The organism is Stenotrophomonas sp. 220_Sma, assembly GCF_056487375.1.
In genome coordinates this window covers 1,215,842-1,239,172 of record NZ_CM151348.1, presented here as the reverse complement: position 1 = coordinate 1,239,172, position 23,331 = coordinate 1,215,842, and the positions used below count along the sequence as shown (strand labels likewise).

Sequence of the window (23,331 nt, the reverse complement as noted above, 5' to 3'; positions counted from 1 at the left end):
TGCGGCAATGCCTTGGAGTCTGGATTCAACGTGGCTTTTTTGTTCCTGATTACCCGGCTATCGCATCCACGGTTGCCATCCGATAGGGCAGCGGCGGCGTACGGAGCAGCACGTAGGTCAATCGTGCAACCAGCCGATGCAGTTCGAACCGTCGGTTGAACCGATAGCAGAACTCGCCCAGGTAGCGTTGGGCGTACTTGCGCCGGGGTCCATGGTAGGTGCCGCGCAGAGCGGTCTTCACGTTGCCCAGCATGACGTTGACCCAGCGCAGTGCCGGATGGTCGCACTTGTGCCCACCGCTGCCCGTCCGCAGCCGGCGATGGCTGGTGCCGGCCACCTCGCCCACCGCATTGAACCCTGCCAGGGCATCGGATACGACGACGGTATCGGGGGCCAGGTGGCGCGTGGCCCAGGCGCCGATCTCATCGGCGCTGAATCCCTTGACGACATCCAGCCGCATCACTTCCGGATGGCCCTCCTCGGAGCACTGCACGGCGGCCACGAACGCCTGCTTCCCGTCGGCACCGCGGCCACGTGGCCCACCCCGGCGCTCGCCGCCGAAATAGGCATCGTCCAGTTGGACCCAGCCGGCCAACTGGCGCCTGCCTTCACGCTCGACCATGGCCTGCATCAGCTTGTGCTTGAGCAGCCAGGCCGCGTCGTAGCCGATCCCCAGCTCCCGCGACAGTGCCAGAGCCGATCGGCCCGTCTTGGTGTTGGCGCGCATCCAGAACTGACCCACTTTCGGCGGTGATGCGCGGGTAAAACTGACCCACCTGAAGCCCACATCCTGAGCATCTTTTGCTCGGGGGATTTCAGGAGTGATCACCATGGTCATGTTGGCCAAGATCCGGCGGATGCATTTCCGCGATGGCCTGCCGCTGCGCGAGATCGCCAAGCGCACGGGCCTATCCCGCAATACCATCCGGCGATGGCTGCGCAGCGGCCAGTCCGAGCCGGTCTATCCCAGGCGAGCCTCGCCCTCCCGGCTCGATCCCTACCGGTCCCAGTTGGAGACGTGGCTGCGTGCCGACAGCCATCGTCCCCGGCGGGAACAACGCACCGCCAAGGTGCTGTTCTCGCAGTTGCAGGCGATCGGCTATCCGGGCACCTACACCCGGGTGACGGCCTTCATCCGCCAGTGGAAGGCGGCCGGCGGCGCCAGCCGCCGCCCGGCCTTCGTGCCGTTGCACTTTCCTCCGGGTGAAGCCTTCCAGTTCGACTGGAGCCGCGAGTACGCCTTCGTCGGCAGCCACGCCAAGATGCCGCTGGATCTCGCCCACGTGAAGCTGGCCTGCAGCCGCGCCTTCTGGTTGGTGGCCTATCCCACCCAGAGCCACGAGATGCTGTTCGATGCTCATACCCAGGCGTTTACCGCCTTCGGTGGCGTGCCGCGCCGCGGCATCTACGACAACATGAAGACGGCGGTGGACGGGATCGGCCAGCACCGGGAACGGCGGGTCAACGCCCGCTTCCACGCCATGACCAGCCACTACCTGTTCGCCGCGGAGTTCTGCAACCGCGCCGCGGGTTGGGAGAAGGGGCGGGTCGAGAAGAACGTGCAGGACCGGCGCCGACAGATCTGGATCGAGGCCGGGGCCCGCCACTGGCCAGATCTGGACACCCTCAACGCCTGGCTCGCCAGCGAGTGCCGCGCCGCTTGGCCGATGCAGGCGCATCCGGATGCCTCCGACATCACCGTGGCCGAAGCTCTGGAGGACGAACAGCCCCACCTGATGCCGATGCCCGCGCCCTTCGACGGCTACATCGAGCGGCCGGTGCGGGTCAGTTCGACCGCGCTGGTCAGCTTCCAGCGCAACCGCTACAGCGTGCCGTGCGAACACGCCCACGCCGTCGCCAGCCTGCGCGTGTATCCCTTCGAACTGGCCGTGGTGGTCGGCGAGGCCGAGGTCGCCCGCCACCGGCGCAGCTTCGAGCGTGATCGGGTCCACTACGACTGGCAGCACTACATCGCCCTGGTCCAGCGCAAGCCGGGGGCACTGCGTGACGGCGCGCCGTTCCTGTCCATGCCCGATCCGCTGCGCAAGCTGCAGCAGGTGTTGCTGCGCCAGCCTCACGGCGACCGCGCCATGGCCCAGGTGCTGGCCGCCGTACCCGTGCACGGGCTCGAAGCGGTACTGGTGGCGGTGGAACTGGCACTCGAGTCCGGCCTGGTGCGCGCCGACCACGTGCTCAACGTGCTGGGGCGATTGCAGCATCCGGACCGCACGATCGAGACGGTCGCCTCGCGAGTGACGCTGCGTCATCCGCCGGTGTCCGATCCGGCCCGCTACGACGCCCTGCGGGAGGCAGATCATGTCGACGCCTGACCTGCCGCTGCGCATGCAGCAGCTCAAGCTGCACGGCATGGCCAGCCAGTGGCCCGAACTGCTGGCCAAGATGCGCCTGCACACCATGGAGCCCGAACACTGGATGGCCGAACTGCTGCAGGCCGAGTCCGCCGAACGGCAGGTTCGTGCCCAGGCCAACCAGATGAAGGCCGCACGTTTCCCCGTCCATCGTGACCTGCTCGGGTTCGACTTCGCGGCCAGTCCCGTTGATCGCGCACTGGTCGAACGACTCCACCAGGGTGACTTCATCCACACCCCCGAGAACGTCGTCCTTGTCGGTGGACCGGGCACCGGCAAGACCCACCTGGCCACCGCCATCGGCATCCAGGCCGTGCGCCAGCATCGCCTGCGCGTGCGCTTCTTCTCCACCATCGAACTGGTCAATGCGCTGGAGAAGGAACAGGCCCAGGGCAAGGCCGGGCAGATCGCCCTGCGCCTGACCTATGCCGACCTGGTCATCCTCGATGAACTGGGCTACCTGCCGTTCACCCCCTCAGGCGGCGCGCTGCTGTTCCACCTGATCAGCAAGCTCTACGAGCGCACCAGCCTCGCCATCACCACCAACTTGGCCTTCTCCGAATGGGGTCAGGTGTTCGGCGACGCCAAGATGACCACCGCGCTGCTGGATCGCATCACCCACCACTGCCACATCCTGGAGACCGGCAACGACTCCTGGCGGCTGCGCAACAGCACCGCCGCCAACAAGACCAAAGCCAGAATCAGGGCAAAGGAGGCCACCACCCAGACCACCAACTGATACCCTCAGCCCCGTACACCGGGTGGGTCAAAGTTCAACGCGCAGCCTGGGTCAGTTTTAAGTGCGCGCCAACAACTAGCCATCAACTCCGTACCAAATGAACTGTGCCGCAAGGTAGATATCACTCCTACGGCCAGCAACGAGAACGCCATTGCAGCGATAGCCGGCCAGTAAGCTTGAATCAGGTTCATCCATCGCATCCCACACTCCAGTGACCCGAAGCTACTCCACGTGAGTCTCAAAAACTGAGACAACAACGCTCAAGTGAGACATCCTCGCTCCCTGCTGCATCAAGATCTGCCAACTGTTCGACCGCTTGCCGATGCTCGATGCAATTCGAAAATCTACCTACTCTTCCCTTTCGCCCCATGTCCTGACCGATCAACCGCAGGCAGTGGTTTATCCAAATTCAAGCTATCCATCCGCACGTTGTTGGCGTACGCGTTGTATTGCCACCGCCGAAATTGATCAAGCAGCAACGTGTTGGTGGCTTCAAGCCGGCTCACCTGCGCCTCAAGATCCGCGATCCGCCGATTTGCAACTTCCATCGTGAAGTCTCTTGGCCGTTGATCCCTAACCTCTCTCAGCTCCTGCTGCCGACGCCGGTAGTGTTCCTTGATTGCAGGATAATTGAGCAACGCATGGCGGCTCACGGAATCGATGCCAAGCGCTTGGGCAACTCGATCGCAGTAAGCATCCCAGGTCAACTTGCCTTCCCATTGATCCAATACCCGCAGGATCTTGGGTAGGGTCGATTTCGTGACAATCTTCTTCGGCATGGCTTTATGCGAGTGCCAAGGGAATTACGCGAGGATGCAGAGCCAGAGCATCGGGCAGGACTACGCCTAGTTCAATCAGCGCTCGCCGCACTGGCGAAGGATCGTGACCATCTGGAATGCGCAAGACAGTGCCATCGGGCACGCCATCATGCTCCAACGTCATGCGCATCGCCTGCACATGTGCCAACTTCCATTTATGGTTGTCCACCCATCGGTCTGCGCCGAAGTCCCCAGCTTCGCGAGCCTCGAGGGCCCGATCAAGAAGCGCTTTGGTTTGCGCCTCCAGAAGCAGGATTCGATCCAATGTCACGTGATCCCCCTTGATGCATACATGCTCCTTGCAAGTCATGCATTCACGCTGTTTTTGGCAGGGACTCATCGCGTAATCGTGAACGCACATCCCGTAGAGCGTAGCTTTGGCGGTCCCCAGGCGATCTACCCCAAGCTCTTGATAAGTGACCGGTTGACGGCTCTGGAATCGTTCAAGTAGCGACTTATGTTCCACCTTGAGGATGTCTCGCACCTCTCTCATGCGCTCCTCTGGCGAACGATGATCGTAGTGCGCGTTGTCGGCAACACGGGCGCGGCCCGACCACTGAGCCAACGTCATCTCGTCCATACCGCCCCGCTGACTCAGGGTATTGAGCCAATGACGGGGCTGATGAGTCGTGAGCTTGATTGGACTTCCATCTGAGTTCCGATAGCCCTTCTTCTCGAAGAGCGAGAGATCCGAACTCCCGCCCAGGCGATCATTCACCATCGTTGATGTGGCGATTGCCCATGAGAACCGCTTGACTTCATGTTCGCGATGGAACTCGTTCACGCGGTGCAGGCAGAGGGCATCCCAGATCTTCACTGTCCTGCTGTCATCAATGAATGGCCAATCCGGCCCGGCGCACCCTTCAAAAACGTAGGCGGCCAGATCCTTGTAGGAGATGTCACCCCGATCAAGGAGCTTTTTCAACCGCTTGTCCCCAACCACCTGCGACCAAGTGGGCGTGCCGTCAGTACGGTACGTTTTTCTGTGAACCCGAAGCCCTAGAGCAGCTGCCACTTCATTCGGCATCAGCAGACGATCGGCGGCATCGCCCACCGTCACCACACAGCCCGGATGATCCATAAATCTTCCAGGGTGATCATGAGCGAAGCGGGCAGCCGCACGAGCGGGAGCGCCGATTTGGGTCAGCCGACGCACGGCTTCGATGACAACATCCTGCATCACCGAAGGCACCCACTTCTTCGTGGCTCCCTTGCCCTTCGCTGCCCGCCATCGCAGGCACATTTGCGGCGCTCCATATTCGTCGGTATCCCACTGAATGCAGTCAACTGGAAGCGCGAGCACCTCAGAAATTCGCGACGGTGCAACCATCAAAAGCGTGGCGATAGAGGAAAAATATTGAGTCTCGACATCATCGGCGGCTGCAAACATTTCAGCCAAAGCGAACATTGCCTCGTTGGACGGCAGCTTCGCTGCACGGTGTGCTTTCCCCGCGCCTCCGATGTCTTCGGTCAGTATCTTCGGCTTCGGGAACGGCGACTTCCACTGCTGCAAGGAAGGGACAATCTTTTTCTCCCGAAGGAATTCGACAATGCGAGCCATCTGACGCCCCGTCTGGCATCTCTCGTCGTCGCTCTTGTAGAACTCCCGACACTTGGCAGCCGCCACATCCATCACAGCCCCGTTCAGGCCGCTGACGTCGGCACCTCCGCGGGACTCAAGAAGAGCCGCTTCAATGCAACGCAATGCTCGAAGCGGATAGTCAATGTTCTTAACGGGCTTGTGACTGTACGTATAACGAACGTATGCCTTGGCGAATTGGATGAACGGCTCTGCCATCGGGGTGAAACGATGGCTCGTTAATTCCTTCGTCTTCGTGGCAAATACAACTGATGTCTTTCCAAGCCTCCACTTGTGCTCTTCCCAACCGTCTCGCCCACCGAATGCGGTTAGATCTTCACGTGCAAGCCGTATGAACTCAGCCAAATTTTCGCTGGCAAATCGTGCGTCACGCGGTACAAAGAGGACGACATCAGCCATCGGCCACCTCAGCGAGGCACGATGCGCCAGCCAGTTGTTGACGCATGGCAGCGCACTTCGAGACGCAGTCTTCCACAGCAAGTATCAGGAGATCATTGGCGTTGACCACCACCTCCGCACATCCAGCCTCCTTCACCCTGAGTTTCTCAGCGTAAAGATCCTCGAGCACTTCCGAATGTGGAGCGTCGAGCCAGGGCTGGAAGTGCACGCATGTATAGCAAGCGCGATATCCACTGGCGCAGAAGCCAAAGTTTCCGCATGTCCCCACGGCGTTCTGCCGATCATTCGACACACGACTGGTAGGGTCGTCGCCGCGTATCGCGTCACGTTCGCTGCGAACCAGCGTTCCTAGACAAGCTTGTGCAAATGGCGCAAGGGCGGGGCCCACTATCCGGTCGATGAACACCGCCTCTTGGGCCGTATTCTCGGTATAGACCTTGACCTGCTGGATGTCGGATTGGTCCAACAACTCTGCGATCACGTATGCCCCGAATCCTTCCCTCCGAAGTTTCGTACCTCGTGTGTAGCGGAATCTCGTGGCTGTGAGGCGGAGATATTCGCCAGTCCGCTCCGAGCGCGCTGTGCACGCTTGTGCGACGCGCTGTAGCGCCTGACTAAATGATGTCGTCGTCGCGTGCAAAAGATCAGGCGTACCTCCAAGAAGCAACTCTTTAAGCGCGAAACCATCGGTGTTGCGTCGAAGTGTGTACGCCTTGGATGCATTGATGAAGATCGGAATTTCATCCCGCAGCGATGCGTGCAACGTATATCCCACTCGACTCTCGACAAGTTTGACTGAGCCCCTGTGCTGTTGCTGCAACACAACGCCAAGATCGTTCGGGATTGGAAGTGAACGAAACTCACCGCGGAAGGAGCCACCTCGCTGCTTGGAGCGTGGAACATTTAGCGTATAGAAGCTATCGCCTGCCTTCGGCAAAGCCAGATCCTTGCCTCTGAGCGCAGCGATCTGGATGGGTCGCCGAGCAGTCATTGCCAGCATCAACAGATAGGCGTAATCCTCGAAATCAATCGTTTTCTGGACCACCGCGAGATTCGCCCAATCCAATAGGGACTGCAGCTCAATATCCGTGAAAGGTCCCGTTTCTGGGCAGCCGTTTGCCACAGCTGCGCCTTTTTCATTGCCGGTGATACGCCAACCTTCAAGTAGTTCAACCACATCCTTGGAGATCCCAGCGAACCCATAGTCATGCCATGCCAGCAAGAACCCCTTGAGCCCCCCCAGATTCCACTCCCCATCCAATCCGAGTGAGGCTCTCCAGTTCATGAGCGAAGCCGGAGACACTTCAGCAGACCCCGTTTCACGAATGAACCGCTTCATGCGCTCAGCCATGTTGTAGGTATGTGAGGCGGATTGCTCCTCTGCGTAGCGCTGAAGGGTGAGGCGGGCACCCTGCCTACAATCCGGCTCAAGGTCATCTATGACACCAAGCGAGATTTGAACATCCTTATTGAGCTTCCACTGCATGTCCTTCGGATCGAATGAATAGCCATCCTTCGATATAGCCATACGCGGCGAAGCAGTCTCTGGTACGGCTGCATTCGCCTTAGCGCTTGCCTTCATCACCCACCTTCTTATCGTTATTGCGAGCAAGTGCGCTGCCAAGCAGTCGCATGGCCTTGTCGGCCTGTTCACGGATATGACGCTCGTTATAGACCTTGCCCGACTCCTTGTTGCGATGTCCATTGAGGTGTGCACGAATGTCCTGCTCGCGACCCTCCCTAATGATCTGCTCGGCGTCATTGGAACGCGACGCTGCATTGTGTTGATCAATCGCTAGCGACAGCGCGTAATTCATGTGATGGCGCAGTGCATGAGGATGTATGCCCGCCAGTTCTGGCGAGACCGCGCTGACTCGCTCGATGACTCGGTACAGGCCATTCTTCGACAGCGGCCTCCCAAAGGTCTTCCCGGCCTTGTGCGATACGAAAACGTAGGGATGTCGTCGCGCTCCAGGAATGCGTGCACGCACTTCAAGGATGTAGTGCTGGACCAGCTTTGCGAGCTCGTCCGAGATCGGCAGAATGCGCTCTTTCGTTTTGCTGGTCGGCTGATAAGCGCGAGGATCGTGCACGTCATCGTGATTGCGTCGAACGCTGACGCTTGGCTCGTGCCCAAGATGAAACTGCTCCACCCAAAGGCTGAGCAGTTCGCCCGTTCGCATGCCGGTGACTCGATACAACTCGATGATGATCGCATTCCGCAGCTGGATCGTCGGATCGCTGAACGGGTTCTCGTCGCTCCCGATGGCGATGACTTCCCGCAGCCGCTTGACCACCCCTGGATCAGGCGACTTCTCGACCGGCGTCTGAATGAGTCCGTGCTTGGACCCTCGTGGGCGGTGCTTTCGAATGCGCTTGCCCATCTCAGCCAAATCGTGCGCAAACTCCGCAGAGTTGCGATGCTGGATGATGACGCCGCCGAGGAACTCCAGGTAGTCCGCGATCGTCGTCATGCGGTTGTAGGCCACTCGCTGGGTCACCGAGGGACGCGCCACCGTCGGGCCTACCCGTGCATCAGAAAAGGCCACCACGTTGCCCGAGCGCACTTCGGTGTCTTCTCTAGCGCCCACATATCGCATGTCCAGCTTCGCGAAATCGCGCAGCGACACGATGTCTGGCAACGAAAGGAACGTCCCACCCGTGAACTCGTCAACGAGGTTGCGTCCTTCCTGCATCTCCCATCGAAGGAGCACCTGGATGTGCGTGAGAGCGTTTCGAATCGTATTGACGGCCGCTCCGGCGTTGCGCAACTGCGCCGTCGCAAAGAGCGTCGGGTAGAACACAGGAAGCCCCTGATCGTCCAGCAGAAGTGGCACGCGCTCACCTTGATTCATCACGCGCATCGCAAGCGAGGACATAAGGTCTTTTTCTACATTTACTACATATGAATGACTATACCATTTTATTTTACAAAAGTAGTGAGCAAAAAATAGAAAAGCCCCTTAGTAGAAGGGGCTTCCTGGATCCATTAGCTACAAAGCGTGAGGATAGGTGTCCTAGAACGGAATATCGTCGTCAGCGAAGTCGTCCATCGGCGGCGCCTGCTGCGGCTGCGGGCGCTGGTTGCCACCCTGGTTGCCGTAACCGCCGCCCTGATTGCCGCCCTGGTTGCCATAGCCACCGCCCTGGCCGCCGCGCTGGCCACCGCCACCGCCGCCGCCGTACTCCTGGCGCGGCGCCTGCTGGCGCTGCGGGCGATCGCCGCCGTAGTTGCCGCCACCGCCGCCTTCACCACGGCCGCCCAGCATCTGCATTTCATCGGCAACGATGTCGGTGGAGTACTTCTCCACGCCGTCCTGGCCGGTGTACTTGTCGTAGCGCAGGCTGCCTTCGACGTAGACCGAGCTCCCCTTGCGCAGGTACTCGCCGGCGATCTCGCCGAGCTTGCCGAAGAACACCACGCGGTGCCATTCGGTACGTTCCTGCTGGTTGCCATCCTTGTCCTTGCGGACGCTGGTGGTGGCCAGGCTGATGCGGGTGATCGCCATGCCGCTCTGGGTGTACTTCACGTCCGGGTCGTTGCCGAGGTTGCCGACCAGGATGACTTTGTTGATGCCGCGCGCCATAGGTAAGTGATTCCATTGTCCGGGGGCTGGTGCCTGTCATAGCACACAGCCGGAGTTGCCGATACCCGGCCGCCCATGGGTGGGCACTGCCAGAAACCCGGCATTCTATCATCGAGCCCCGGCCCACCGGGCTTGCCTCTACTCCCCCGACCGCCAGCGTGGCGACCGGGGCGGACGTTCACCTCTCCCGGATCAGGCCGCCTGCGACGGCACGCCGCCCAGGGTCACCTTGTCACGCCGGCCGGTGGCCGGATCGGTCCGGTGCATGGACAGACTGCGCCCCGCGAACGGCCCGGTCAGCAGATCGCCCAGCATGGCCTCGGCCAGGCCGTTGCCGGGCTGGGCGAAGGGGGTGATGAACTCGATCAGCCACAGGCGATCGCCGCTGTTCCAGTCGTCCAGTTCCAGCCGCTCGCCGGCTTCCAGCTTGCGCTCGGCCTCCTCTGACAAATTGGCCCAGATTGCAACGCCAAGCGGCAACTGTTCCAGCGCCTGCTGGGTCACCCCGGCGAAGGCCGCACCGGCCTCCTGCATGCCCGGCAACGGCGGCAGGGTGCCGAAACGGAACACCCGGAACTGCTCCTTCAGCAGCGGCGGCATGAATGACCATTCGAGGTCCTTCAACTGCATCTCACGGTGCAGCGGCGACTGTGAAAGCAGCCAGACGATCTGGCCGAGGGCCTCGGCAACGGTACGCGGCGCCCCGTCGGTGGTGGTGGTGGCGGTGGCGGTCGTGGAAGTGATCATGAACGGGAAATCCTGTAGTCGGGAATGGCGGTCAACAGTTCCATGGTGGCCGGATCGCGCGCCGCTGTGCTGATGCCCTGGGCATAGGGCTGGGCGTCGAACGTGGACATCGCTTCGATCATCTGGAACCGCTTCTTCTGTGCCAGCGCCAGATTGTCATGCAAGGCTGAGCGCTGTGATGCCTGGCCGGAGGGAATGCTTTCGTCGATGGGAGCACGATGTTCCGAACGAGCCGATTGCTGCATCCGCTCGGCGGCTGTGGGCTCAACGCCACCGAAACGATCCCCCGGTTCCGTCACTGCTTGCGCCACCGGGGCCTGCGGCAGGTCAGCTGCAGGCGCGAAGCGTGGATCGCCGCCTCGACGGTTGACCCGGCCGGAGGCGGCATCACCGCTGCCCAGGTCGCGTCCGCCCTTGCCGGCGCCAGCATTCAGATTCAGGCCGTCACCGTTGCCCTCCTCATCGCGCTCGCCGAAAGCGAAGAACATGTCCGACAGGGCCGCCTGGGTGCCATCGGTACGGGTGTACTGACCGTTGGCATAGGTAGTGTTGTCCACCGATGTACCCGGCATCTGCCCGGTACGGCGCGCATCGAGGTTGATCGACGCCACGCCGGCCTGCTGCAACGTCAACAGCTCACCCGCCTGGCTGATGCCATCGCGGTTGGCGTCACGCCAGACCTGGAACTCTCCGAAGCGGGCATCATTGGCATCCAGACGCCGATCACCATTGCTGTCATAGGCAGCCAGACCTTCGAGGTCGGAATGGGCCCCCTCCAGATCCATCGTGAACGAGATTTCGGCGCCGGAATCAATCGTGCCGTTGCGGTTGCGGTCGAGCACCAGTAGACCGTCGTGCGGCCCGACCCAACCGGTCAGATCACGCACGCCATCACCGTCCATGTCAAAGCGCGTGGCGCTCTGCGCCCAGCCCACGGTCTCCACGCCGTCGCCATCCAGGTCAAGCACGACCGGACCGAGGCGTGCACCGAACTCGTTGACGACAAACTTCAGCGGATCACTCCAGAGACCAGAGCTGTCCACGCTCTGGATGACGATTTCATAGTAGGTGTCGTAGTAGGTCTCCTGGTAGTAGCCCGCGCCGCTTCCGCGCGGATCGCCCCAGTTTCCGTCATTCACCTGGCGCCGGTTTCCACGATTCACGATCCGCGTGGCAAGCGTGCCGTTGTAGTAATAGCCGTTCAGGAAGCCATCACCGGAAATGGCCCTCGACGTGGTCCCATAGTCAAAGAACGATGTCTCGTTGGTGTAGGTGTCCCAGTACTGGCCGGTAGTACTCACCAGCTCCACCGCACTGGTGATCACCAGACGGCTGAAGATGTCCTCCTGGTCACTTCCCCAGAGCACGTACACGTAGTTGCTATCCAGCGTCTGGACGACCGTCGGCCGCTCATTGACGTTCTGCACATTGATCGTCACCCAGGTGCTGCTGGACAAGCCACCACGATCGGTGACCGTCACCTGTATCTGGTGGCTCTGCGCGGTTTCATAGTCCAGCTGCCCGTGCAGCGCGATCTGACCCGTGGTGGCGTTGATGCCGAACAGGTTGCTGGCACCACCTGTGATGGCAAACCGGTGGTCGCGGTTGTACCACTGGCTGTCGGGGTCGGACCAGTTGGTGAACTGGAACACGGTCTGGCCCGCGCCCGGCGCCGATTCGGCCAGCGTCAGACTCTGGCCCCAGGTCGTCGGTGCCTCGTTGACGTCTTCGATGCGTACCGTGATCTCGCGATTGCCCGACACCAGCGCACCATCCGTGGCACGGACCGTGACGTTGTAGTAAGCCTCCAGCTGGCCGTCGCCGTCGCCGTCGATCAGCTGCAGGTACGGTGCAACCGCTTCGAAATCGAAGCTGCTGACGTTGTACTTGAGCTGGTTTCCGGAAATGACGAACCAGGCGAAAGGATCGTTGATGATCTGATAAGAGGGCGCGGTGCCATCCGGATCAGATGAGGACAACGTAGCCACCACTTGCCCGGCCACGCCGGTGTTCTCGGAGGTGAGCGCCACGTGCTGTACGACGTCCGGCGTTCGTGGTGCTTCGTTGACGTTGGACACGCCCACTTGGAACACCTGGTCGCGGGTCGCGCCGTGGGTGTCGGTCACCCTCACCGTGATTGCATGCGAAGTGGCGGCCTCGTAGTCCAGCAGCCCGCCATTGGCAACGCTCAGTACACCAGCCGCGGTGATGGCAAAGCGGCCGCCAGCGTTGTTGACCAGGGTGAAGGTCAGACCGTCGGTAACGTCCTGGTCCTGGCCGCTGAACCTGCCGACCTCGGTGCCGTTGCCCGAGTTCTCGGCAATGCTGAGCGAGCGGTCGGCAGTGATGCCATGAGGCGCGTCATTGACGTCCTCCAGGCGTACGGTAATGGTGCGCGCACCTGCCGAGGTCAATCCACCGGATACCGCCTTCACCGACACCGAGTACACCACTTCCTGGCGGCCATCGCTGTCAGCATCGCTCAGGGTCATGCCGGCGGCCTTCAGCGCCTCGAAATCCAGTACCAGGCCATCACGGAACTTCAGCTGGTTGCCGACCAGGGTGAACCAGCCGCGCGCGTCGCCCTCCAGCACATAGCTGTAGGTGCCATTGCCACCGCTGGAAGCCAAGTTGGCAATCACCACACCACCCAATGCTGCATTCTCCGCAGCAATCGCCACCGGCTGGCTGGAGACGGTCGGCGTGGCCGGGGCTTCATCGACGTTGGTCACCGCGACGGTGAAGGTCTTGTCGCGGGTCAACCCGCCCGAATCGGTCACCCGCACCACGATCTGGTGCGAGGTGTTGGCCTCGTAGTCGAGCAGGCTGGCATTGGCCACGGTCAGCACACCGGCTGCGGAAATCGCAAAGCGGCCGCCCGCGTTGTTGGTCAGGCTGAAGGTGAAGCCATCGTTGTCCGCATCGACGCGGGCGAAATTGCCGAGCACCGTGCCATTGGCCACCGGTGCATCCGCGGTTGACTCGACCGTACTCAACGCGCGGTCGACAGTGATGTCGGTCGGACGCGCATTGATGGTGACCGACAGCGTCTGCGTCTTGCTGCTGGTCTTGCCCGTCGCGGTCTCCTTGGCGATGGCAGTCACCGTCAGCGCCGCAGTGCCGGTCAGGTCGGCCGACCACGTGGCCGGACCGACCAGCGCTAGACCGGCCAGCTGCGCCGGCGTCAGCGACCACACGCCGTTGCCCAGGTTCGTGCCCTTGTTCAGGGTCAGCCCGGTCGGCAGGTTCGAGATGCGGATCTCCAGGGTCTCCGAACCATCGGCATCGGACAGCGCCGCCTGCACATCCAGCGTCAGCGTGCCACTATCAAGTGTCTTGCCGACCTGCACGGCACGGGTAATCACCGGCGCGTCCACTACCGGCGCCACATTCATGAAGAACACGCGCTCGGTCACCAGCCCACCGGCATCGGTTGCGATCAGCTTGATCGCAACGCGTCCGCTGGCGTTGCTCTTGGGCACCAGCGTCACCGTGCGCTCGCCGTTGGCCCCCGCAGTGATGGTCGGAGTATTCATCCAGGCCACCACCGTCGTAAGGTCAGTTGCATCCACCGCCACGGCACGTACGGTGACCCCGGACGCCGGGGTCAGGTCATCACCGACGGTGAACTGCAGGGCGACCTGGCCATCCTCGTTGATCGACTGATCCGGCACGATGCTGATCGACGGCAGGCCGTTGCCATCCCAGTAGTGCCGCCACTGGTTCTCGAACGTGCCGTCGGCATGCAATGCCTGATAGGCCGCGACCGTGGCGGGCTTGGTGCGGCCGGCCATCAGCGCGACCAGTGCCTCTGCATTGATCGTGCTGCTGGCGTGCTCGCCGGCCAGGAAGAAATCAATCTTGTAGTTGGCGCGATCATTGGCATTGGTGGTCGTGTACCAGCCCTTGATCGTGGTCACCACGCTGGTGCCGATCACCGAGATCACCAGGTCATCGCCGGTACGGCTGAACCACAGGTCATTGCGGCTGATGTCGCGATAGCCGATGACGTCGATATCGTCGCCACTGGAGTCGTAGTTACGGATTTCGTCGGCACCGGAGTTGCGGTCGATCAAGTAGACGTCGCTATCATCGCCACCAATCAGGATGTCGTTACCGGCGCCGCCATACAGGGTGTCATTGCCGGCCTGCGCATCGAGCAGGTCGTCACCATCACCGCCATACAGCGTGTCGTTGCCAGCGCCGCCGTAGAGCTTGTCGTTGCCTGCGCCACCCTCGATGTAATCATCCCCCGCGCCACCAGTGATGACGTCGTCGAACCCACTGCCGATCACGCGCTCGAACGCATCTTCCAGCACATCGCCGGCGGCCGCGCCGCCATGTGTTCCGGTAGCCAGGTTCAGCACGATGCCCGCCGTCGCCGAGGCGTAGGTCAACGTATCGACACCGGCGCCTCCGGACAGGGTGTCGGCACCGGCACCGCCATCGAGGATATCGTCGCCATCACCACCGCGCAGGATGTCGTTGCCGACGCCGCCGCGCAGCGTGTCATTGCCGATGCCCCCTTCCAGCAGGTCATTGCCGGCACCGCCATCGAGGATGTCATTGCCGGCGTCGCCGTACAGACGATCATCACCGTCTTCGCCATACAAGTTGTCATCGCCATCACCGCCACGCAGTTCGTCGACGCCTGCGCCACCGTACAGCGTGTCGCGACCCAGCTCGCCCCACAGTTTGTCGTCGCCAGCCTCACCGCGCAGATTGTCATCGCCATCGCCGCCGTACAGGTCGTCGTTGCCACCGCCGCCGTTGATGATGTCGTTGCCGCCGAGCCCCTGGATCACGTCCCGGTTGGCCTGGCCGACCAGCGTTTCTCCAGCGGCAGTGCCGTACAGGTAGTCATCGCGGTTGACCACGGTGAAGACCAGCTGCTTGCTGACGCTCAACCCGGCGCCGCCGCGATCGGTCGCGGTGACCGTCACGGTGACGTTGCTTCCCGCCTCATAGTCAACGATCGCACCGGCCTTCAGGCGCAGCTGGTTGCCGTTGATGATCTCGAAGCGGCTGTCGGACACGCTGTACACCATCGTGGCGAAATCACTGCCTGCCGTGGTGTCTGGATCGGTGGCCGACAGCGTACCGAGCAGGATCGCCGGCAGCGCAGTTCCGGTGGGAACCCGATCGGTTTCGCTGAAGCTGGTGGTGGTGGCCGCGAACACCACCGCTGTCGGCGCTTCATTCTCGTCTTCGATGGCATAGGTGAAGCTGAGCGTCGATGCAGATGCAAGGCTGCCGTCGTACGCCCTCACGCTGGCGGTCAGCAACACCTCCTTGATGCCGTCGCCATCCAGATCGACCAAGGTTGCGCCCTGGGCGGCGGCCAGCGTCTCGAAGTCGATCGCAACGCCCGCACGCACGCGTACCTGGTTACCCACCACCTCCAGCAGACCGCCCGGGTTGGTCACCAGCTGCAGGGTCGGCGTGCTCTTGTCGGGGTCCCCGATCACGAAGGTGCCCACCACCGTACCGGCGCCCGTCTTTTCACCGGCCAGTACGGGCGCGGTGTTCGGTGGCCGCGTCGGCGTGAACGGCGCCTCGTTGACGTTGCGCACGTCGATCTTGAAGTCCTTCTCGAACCACGCGCCGGCACCGTCGGTCACGCGCACCCGGATGGTGTGCGCGGTGGCGGTCTCATAGTCCAGCTTGGTGCCAACACGAACGCTGAGCGTGCCATCGGCGGTGAGCTTGAAGCGGCCGCCGCCATCATTGATCAGGGTGAAGCTGGCCGTATCTTCCGCGCCGTCGCGATCGACATGGCCGAAGCGGCCCAGCGACAGGTTATTGGCGGCGTTCTCGTCCACGGCCAGCGGTCCGGGTGCGAGGATGTCGCTGGGCGCGTCGTTGACCGAGCGCACCACCAGATCGACGATCTGGTCGGCGGTATTGCCGTCGGCATCGGTGACCCGGACCACGAAACGGTCATTGCCGTGGCGGTCCGCCGCCGGCGTGTAGACCCAGGCACCCGTGGCCGCATTGAGAGCAACGGTCCCCATACCGGGTGCGGTGATCACCGTGTATCCGGTGATGTTCCCGTCATGGTCGACGGCATTGACGCTGCCACTGAGCGGCACGTCCTCATCGGTGGCCAGGTACTGCGTTTCGACCAGCGGTGCCGGCTTGCTCGAGTTCTGCCAGTAGCTGCCGAGCAGGCCCTGCAAGCTGGAGGACATCCCGGCCGGCAAGGATGCCGACTCTGCCGCCATTGCCGCGAGCAGTGGCTCCGCGTGGGCGAGGAACAGCGAGCCTGCACCGGTCGCGATCTCGGTGATCCGGCTGGCGCCGGTGTAGTAGCCCGCGATGGTGATCCGGGTGCTGCCTCCGATCACGCTGACCAGCAGATCGTTGCCCACCTTCTGCAGCCAGACCTCGTGGTTGGCCACGTTCTGCAGCACGATGCGATTGACGCCCAGTGCGTCTTCGATGCGGTCGTTGCCGCCGTCCCGATCGAACAGGTAGGTGTCATTGCCATCACCGCCCCGCAGCAGGTCGTTGCCGGCTTCACCGGCCAGGGTGTCGTTGCCGGTCCCGCCGTCCAGCAGGTCGTCGCCCGCGCCGCCTACCAGGGTATCGTTGCCAGCCTCGCCGTAGAGCTGGTCGTCTCCGTCCTGGCCCCCCAGCGTGTCATTGCCTTCGCCGCCCCAGGCCTTGTCGTTGCCTGTATCACCGCTGATCTGGTCCTCGCCCAGCCCACCGTAAAGCTCGTCGGCACCGGCACCGCCAGCCAGCACGTCGTTGCCAGCGCCACCTTCAAGGCGATCGTCACCGGCATCACCAGACAGCGCATCGTTGCCGTCGCCGCCCATCAGGGTGTCGTTGCCATCACCACCGATGAGCACGTCGTCGCCGCCCCGCCCATCCAGCCAGTCGTTGCCACCCAGCCCGATCAGGCGATTGGCGCGTGAATCACCACTGACGGTATCGGCGAAGCCGTCGCTGCCCACCACGTTCTCCAACGTGCTGACGCCGTTGACTGCAACCAGGGTATCGCCATCGGCATGCCCGCCCGACAGCGTGCCTGCGGCGAGGTCCAGCACCAGCGACGCGGTGGACGTCACATAGCGGACGGTATCGCCATAGGCTTCACCCGCCACCGCCGCCTGGCCAAGGCTGATGCGGTCGCTGCCACCGTCGAGGATATCGGCACCGGCGCCGCCCTCCAGCGTGTCGTCGCCGTCGCCGCCCCGCAGCGTGTCATTGCCATCACCACCGGCCAGCACGTCGTGACCTGCAAGACCCGTAAGCGTGTCCGCGCCCTCGGACCCGAACAGTACATCGTCATTCGCGCTACCGCCTTGGGAAAGCTGGCGGAACTGGCGCAGATCCAGCACCAGTCCGTCCTTCAACTGCATGAACTCGACGCGACGCTCGGCATTCGTGTGATTTGCGAGCTTGATCGTACCGTTCTGTGCGGCGAAGACATCCACCTGGAGCGTCGCCCCGCTCAGCGCCAACCGAAGATTGGAGAGGCTTAGCCCTGCTCCCAGTACCAGCGTATCCTGGCCCCCGTCGGTGGCCTGGAACACTTCGCGCACGATCTGTTGCCCATTTGGCCCGTTTCGCCAGGTCGACGAACGGAACTGCCCCTGCGCCGATGGCCACGTGGTGGAGGCTGGCGCGTTCGCCACTGGGGCGTCAAACAGGAAGTCCACCTTGTCCACGCTCTGGTAGACAACAGTGCCGGATGCGATCTCCTTGACCGTCAACCGATACTGATGCTTGTTGCCCGCAGTTGTCTCGCCAAGGCCCAGATACTCCCAGGACGCCGTGTAGGCTGATCCCAACGTCCCTGAGCTGGACATCACCTCATCCAGATAGAAAGCGCCTTCATAGATGACATCACTACCGTCGCCGATGTTGTACTCATAGGCATCGTCGCCCTCACCGCCGTACAGCGCATCCGCACCACCTCCACCACGCAGCACATCCGCACCGATACTGCCGCCGAGACGGTCGGCGCCGGCGCCGCCCTCGATGCCTTCGATGCTGCTGTAGGCATCGCCCTTGGCATCGCCGGTATTGGCGAACGTGCCTTCCAGGTAGACGCGCACCGCCGCGCTGCCCGCGTAGGACGCGATGTCCACGCCACCGCCACCGAACAGGGTGTCCGCGCCGGCACCGCCGTGCAGCAGATCGTCACCCTGGCCGCCGTACAGGATGTCGTCACCCGCACCGCCACGCAGCGTATCGTCGCCTTCGTTGCCCATCAGCAGGTCATTGCCCGCGCCGCCGTCGATGACGTCATCGCCACCGTTGCCGGTCAACCAGTCCTTGCCAGCCGTTCCAGCAATCGTGTCATTGCCATCGCCGCCCCCGAGCAGGGTCATGTCGGTGAGCGCATGGCGGCCGGTCGCGGCAAACACCATGTTCTCGATCGATCCACCGAGTGCGTACCAGTCCTTGATCGTGATCCGGTCACTGGACGCCGAGAGGCGCTCCTTCTCGCCATCGCGGCCGATCACCAGGCGCAGGTCATTGCCATCTCGCTGCAGCATCACATCCTGGATGTCGATGCCGACGCCAAACTCCAGCGAATCAACACCCGCATTGCGCGCAATCAGGCCATTGAGCGCTCCCTTGTGCCGGCGCAGCACCTGCGCCTCGTCGTTCCAGTCGTTGTGGCTGATCCAGGTGGAACCGTCGAAATAGACCACGCCGTCCTTGCTGACGGTGCCATCGGCATTGCGTACATAGCCATTGACGTAGGCGCCCTTCTCCCAGACCAGATCCCAGTTGTCGACATAGTCGTCCATGACAATGTCGTCGCCATCGCCGCGCTGGTAGCGGAAGACGTCATCGCCTTCACCGCCCACCACTTCGTCGTTGCCACGGCCGCCGACCACCAGGTCCGAACCCGTACCGCCATACACACGGTCATTGCCATCATCGCCAAACACCGTGTCATTGCCTGCGCCGCCCAGCACCTGGTCGTTGCCGGAGCCGCCCATCACCCAGTCCTGGTCGCCATCGCCAGCAACGAAATCGTCGCCCGAGCCACCATTGCCGAAGTCATTGCCGGCCAGGCCTCGGATCTCGTCATTGCCGGCGCCGCCATACAGGAAGTCAGCGCCGTAGGTGCCCAGGATCACATCCGAGCCACCGGTGCCGATGATGTACGAGGTCATGTCGCCGATGCGGATGTCCTCGCCATCGGCAAACCGCAGCCACTCCACGCGATGCGAGGATTCGAACCAGTCCTTGATGGTCAGCTCATCGCCGGTGAGGGTCGCGTTGCCGGCGGCGTCATAGCTGACCAAGGCAATGATCAGGTCGTTGCCGGCGCCGCTGGCCGAGGAGCGGCGCATCTGGATGTTCTGCAGCGACAGGCCGGTGCCGAACACGATCGCGTCCTCACCACCCTTCACCGAGCCGTTGACCTCGTACTCGCCACCACCGGCCCAGTTGCGCGCCAACTGTCCATTGGCGATCTTTGCGAGGCGGTCATTCAAGCTGTCGCCGCTGCCACGGATGGCGTCTGCGCCCTCTTCGTCGTAGACCACATCGCGGCCGTCACCAAGCCGGAACAGGTACTGGTCCGCGCCGCCCCCACCGAACAGGCGTGCTTCGCCATTGGCACCCCGATCATCGCCAGCGCCACCGGCGATGATGTCCCCCCCTTCGCCACCCACCAGCAGGTCGTTGCCAGCGCCACCTTCCAGCCAGTCCGAACCGGTGCTGCCATACAGGCGATCATCGCCGGCACCGCCGTCGAGGTAGTTGCCGTTGCCACCACGCGCAGCGATCGCCAGCGCCTGTGCGCTGGCATCACCGATGGCGAAGTTCACATTGGTGATATTGCCGGCGAACAGCACGTCATTGCCGTCCCCGCCAAACAGCCAGTCATCGAGCAGGCCGCCCACCAGGGTATCGTTGCCGCTGCCGCCGAGCAGATCGTTGCCGAGGTCTCCACCCCGGACCAGATCGTCACCTGCACCGGCATCGATGACAGCCGCGATTTCGATGCGATGCGTGGCCGAAGGTGCGTTGCCGTTGACCAGCAGGCCGGTGGTGCTGGACAGCAATGCACCATTGACGATGATGCTGTCGCTGCCGGTTCCGCCGAGGATCCTGTCTTTATCTGCGGTGACGATGGTGTCGCCCAACGAGTGAACTTCGTCTCCGGTCCAGCTGACCAAGGTACGCTTTCGTCCTCCATCAGGATCGAGCGCCAACGTCATGTTGGAGGCGACCAGACCGACACCGTCTACAGCGCCGTCTGCCAGTTGATCAAGCCATGCAGCAAATCCCCCCGTCCAATCAGACGCTGCACGGCGGTTGAGTCCGAGCTCTTCGACACGGACGAGCGTAATGGCCCACTGTGCGGCGAACCCACTCTCAGGCGCTCCCGCAATCAGAGTATTGATTTCCCATGGAGACGCAACATATCGAGCGTAGTCGGAAGCAACGGCTATATCGCCAAACAGATTGGTCGCACTGAAACCTGTCGGCGCATCTAGGCTGACAAGATTCTTTCCGATGGCACGCTTGATGTAGATGTCTCCACCAATCATCCGATCGAGTAGATTGGACAACGCCCGCACCGTACCGTAGGAAATTACATCCTCGGCCTTGGAGGTGGTGAATGAAGGCTCCGACCAATAGCGATACTTCTTGCCGTACGTTCCATAGGTACCGCCATCCACTGTCGCACCCGTTGCCACCCGGCTCCCCGACACCTCCAGTACCGCATTCATTGTGCCAGCGACCTGATTGGCCAGTAGCGTCGCTCCGATACTCACGCCGCCCGAGCGGGCACGAACGCCAGAAACGGTGAAGGTCGAGTTCGCCTCGTCCCAGGTGACAGATGCCCAAGAGCGCGGCTTCCCACTGGAGAACAAACTTCCGATCAATCCTCCGAATATGTACCCAACCAACGCGCCAATAGCCGCGCCGATGGGTCCGGCATAGGTCGTGCCAACGGCCTGCAGCAAGGCACTCCACGTCTGTGCCATCGTGGCACCAACATAGGCGCCCACAGCAGAGCCGATCTGAGCGCCCAACTGTCCACCCACTGTTTCGAACTGGACGAGGCTGGCGCCCAGGCGCGCGCCGATGTACCCACCGATCGCGGTAAAGACCTGCCCCTTTGACAAGCCATCTGTGATGCCGATCGTGGCGCCATCAGCAATCTTGATCGCATTCTCAATGATCTGGCTGAGTGAGCTTGCGGCAACGCTCTGTCCGACCTCTCCCAGCGTGCCCTTGATGCCAAGCGAGCTGATCAGCTCAGCCGTCAAATAGGCAGAAACCGTGCCAGCAGCGGCGCCCTGAAGGCTTACTCGAAATTCGTCCGGAACATCAGAGAGCAGATCCAAGACGCCCGCCCGGGTCACGACCTTCGTTCCACCGGCGGCTGCAATCTCGCCCAGATTTTTGCCTACCGTCTTCAACGTGGCTGAAGCGAGCACCTTCCACAGTGGATCGTTGATCTTCAGCGCAGAGGCTATTGCCCCGCCAATGGCCCCGCCCAAACCCCCAGACATGGTGATTCGTTGCAAGGTTTCACTGTCAACGGGGAGCTGTATCTGTGAAGGGCTTCGCGGCTTCTGCGAAGCATCACCCTTTCTATTGAAGACCCGCAATGGCCCTCGGCCATCAGAGAATATGAACTGGCTATCTCTTCCGCTGAAGTACAGGCCGTCTGCTTCAAGGACCGCCTCGTTGCCACCTATCGCCTCAAGATCAATCCGAACGTCGCCAGGCTGGTTTCCCGCCGGCATCAGCCGCTGCATCTGCAGCTCGGCTTCGATGATGTACTCCAATTGGGGACCCAAGTAGTAGTTCCGGTAATCGAGCCCCCCGGATTGGCCGAGCCCCGCACCGGTACCGTCGTAGTAGCAGATTCCGAATCCCTCGATGTTCGGCGAATTCCTGCTGGACTCAATGGAGTAGTTGCCGCGCATGGTGATGCCCTGTGCGAGCTTGTAACTACCATTGGGCTCCTTGATGACGCATCCCGGTGGCATCGCCTGATACATCCTGGCCAAGAACGACTGCTGGTCAATGCCATTGCTGGAATTGAGTACGGCTCGTCCCCAGACTGCGTTCCATCCGCCGATCATCGCAACCGCTTCGTTTTCGCGAGTAGCCTTGAGGTAGGCAGCCAGGATGGGCGTGTAGTCTCTGACACCCTTCACGACCGAGAGTGCGTATACCTGCTGGCGGAAAGTTTCGAGCGCTTTGGCGTTCTCGACTTGATAGATGCTATGCGCGGTTTCATGGCCGAGCACGAATGCCAGCGCGTCCAACGCAGCTTCACCTCCAGCAACGAACCGATCGCGACTTATACGGATGACTCCGGACCCGGCGCTGTAGTGCCCTCCCTCTGTCGCACCGGAGGGAAGCAGTTCGATTCCCTTCAGCGTTCCATTCTTGGCGGATACGTTCAAGCGAATCATGAGTTCGGGTGAACTCTCGATTGTCCGCCTAATGGTCTGCTCGGCCTTGGAGAACTGCCCTCCCTTCTGACGGAGGCTCTGCAGAACGGCTTCAAGCTCGTTGTTGATCGATGGCATGTTCAGAACTCCCGGGGACCGATGCTGATCGTTTCAACGCACTGATGGCGCTGACCATTGGTAGTGCTTGTGTATGTCCTGACCGCAACCTCCACGTTTCTGGCACCGAGGTACCAGGTCTCGGGAAGCAGCGTTGATCTGACTGGCCCACCCTCCATCCCGATGGCCTTGAGCCTCCGGGCAAACTGATCGGCATTGAAGGTGCAGGTGCTCCCTGGCGTGGCAACGTAGGTGTCGAGGCGCGTTTGATAGCCACCGTTGCGAAACTCGGTGTGCATCCAGAAAGACCAGCCTTCGACCGTGACCCCCTCCCCTCTGCCGGAAGAAGGCAAACCTGCTCCACGCCGCCAACTGACCCGCATCGCCTGTTCCAGAGTGCTCGGCGGGATGCCCTTCCAGTGGTCCCCGCCCTGTCGGGCCAGCAGTCCAACCAGGCGTTCCTGCAGGTCCACCGACCTCAAGGAGGCGTGATCTCGTGCCTGTAGATGCCAAGGGAGGAGTACCAGCGCGAGAATCAGACCAAGAGCCCGCATAGGTAC

Annotated in this window: 11 protein-coding genes; 2 read left to right on the top strand and 9 right to left on the bottom strand. The window is 62.1% G+C overall.

Annotation, left to right across the window (positions count from 1 at the left end):
• Positions 1–49: 49 nt before the first annotated feature.
• Entirely contained in the window at positions 50–838 is a 789-nt protein-coding gene (locus ACZLIB_RS05880) for an IS1595 family transposase (protein WP_164145999.1), read from the bottom strand.
• Here ACZLIB_RS05880 and istA point away from each other — a divergent pair.
• Positions 831–2,330 (top strand): IS21-like element ISPa36 family transposase, encoded by a 1,500-nt coding sequence (gene istA, locus ACZLIB_RS05875; RefSeq protein WP_003097546.1) that lies wholly within the window; start codon positions 831–833, stop codon positions 2,328–2,330. The genes ACZLIB_RS05880 and istA overlap by 8 nt on opposite strands.
• The gene (gene istB / locus ACZLIB_RS05870) at positions 2,317–3,108 is read left to right on the top strand and encodes an IS21-like element ISPa36 family helper ATPase IstB (protein ID WP_003097544.1); all 792 of its coding nucleotides are present in this window, start codon (positions 2,317–2,319) and stop codon (positions 3,106–3,108) included. Before istA ends, istB begins: the two co-directional genes overlap by 14 nt.
• A 344-nt stretch (positions 3,109–3,452) precedes the next feature.
• Here istB and ACZLIB_RS05865 read toward each other — a convergent pair whose 3' ends face one another.
• From ACZLIB_RS05865 to ACZLIB_RS05830, 8 genes are all read right to left on the bottom strand, one after another.
• Positions 3,453–3,887: a hypothetical protein gene (locus ACZLIB_RS05865; protein WP_080114903.1), complete on the bottom strand. Its 435-nt coding sequence runs from the start codon at positions 3,885–3,887 to the stop codon at positions 3,453–3,455.
• A 4-nt stretch (positions 3,888–3,891) separates the two neighbouring features.
• The gene (locus tag ACZLIB_RS05860) at positions 3,892–5,925 is read right to left on the bottom strand and encodes a hypothetical protein (protein WP_232092445.1); all 2,034 of its coding nucleotides are present in this window, start codon (positions 5,923–5,925) and stop codon (positions 3,892–3,894) included.
• Positions 5,918–7,507, bottom strand: coding sequence for a site-specific integrase (locus ACZLIB_RS05855; RefSeq protein ID WP_232092444.1), 1,590 nt, complete (start codon positions 7,505–7,507; stop codon positions 5,918–5,920). The genes ACZLIB_RS05860 and ACZLIB_RS05855 overlap by 8 nt, the downstream gene beginning before the upstream one ends.
• Entirely contained in the window at positions 7,491–8,804 is a 1,314-nt protein-coding gene (locus tag ACZLIB_RS05850) for a site-specific integrase (protein WP_149500782.1), read from the bottom strand. Before ACZLIB_RS05850 ends, ACZLIB_RS05855 begins: the two co-directional genes overlap by 17 nt.
• Before the next feature lie 138 nt (positions 8,805–8,942).
• Complete coding sequence (locus tag ACZLIB_RS05845; RefSeq protein WP_369353423.1) at positions 8,943–9,512, bottom strand: single-stranded DNA-binding protein; 570 nt, start codon at positions 9,510–9,512, stop codon at positions 8,943–8,945.
• A 192-nt stretch (positions 9,513–9,704) separates the two neighbouring features.
• Complete coding sequence (locus ACZLIB_RS05840; protein ID WP_132809494.1) at positions 9,705–10,259, bottom strand: toxin-activating lysine-acyltransferase; 555 nt, start codon at positions 10,257–10,259, stop codon at positions 9,705–9,707.
• Positions 10,256–22,792 (bottom strand): cadherin domain-containing protein, encoded by a 12,537-nt coding sequence (locus ACZLIB_RS05835; protein ID WP_478469353.1) that lies wholly within the window; start codon positions 22,790–22,792, stop codon positions 10,256–10,258. Before ACZLIB_RS05835 ends, ACZLIB_RS05840 begins: the two co-directional genes overlap by 4 nt.
• A gap of 2 nt (positions 22,793–22,794) precedes the next feature.
• Positions 22,795–23,244 carry a hypothetical protein gene (locus ACZLIB_RS05830; RefSeq protein ID WP_138927384.1) on the bottom strand — a complete coding sequence of 150 codons (450 nt, stop codon included), beginning with the start codon at positions 23,242–23,244 and terminating at the stop codon, positions 22,795–22,797.
• Between the last annotated feature and the right edge of the window lie 87 nt (positions 23,245–23,331).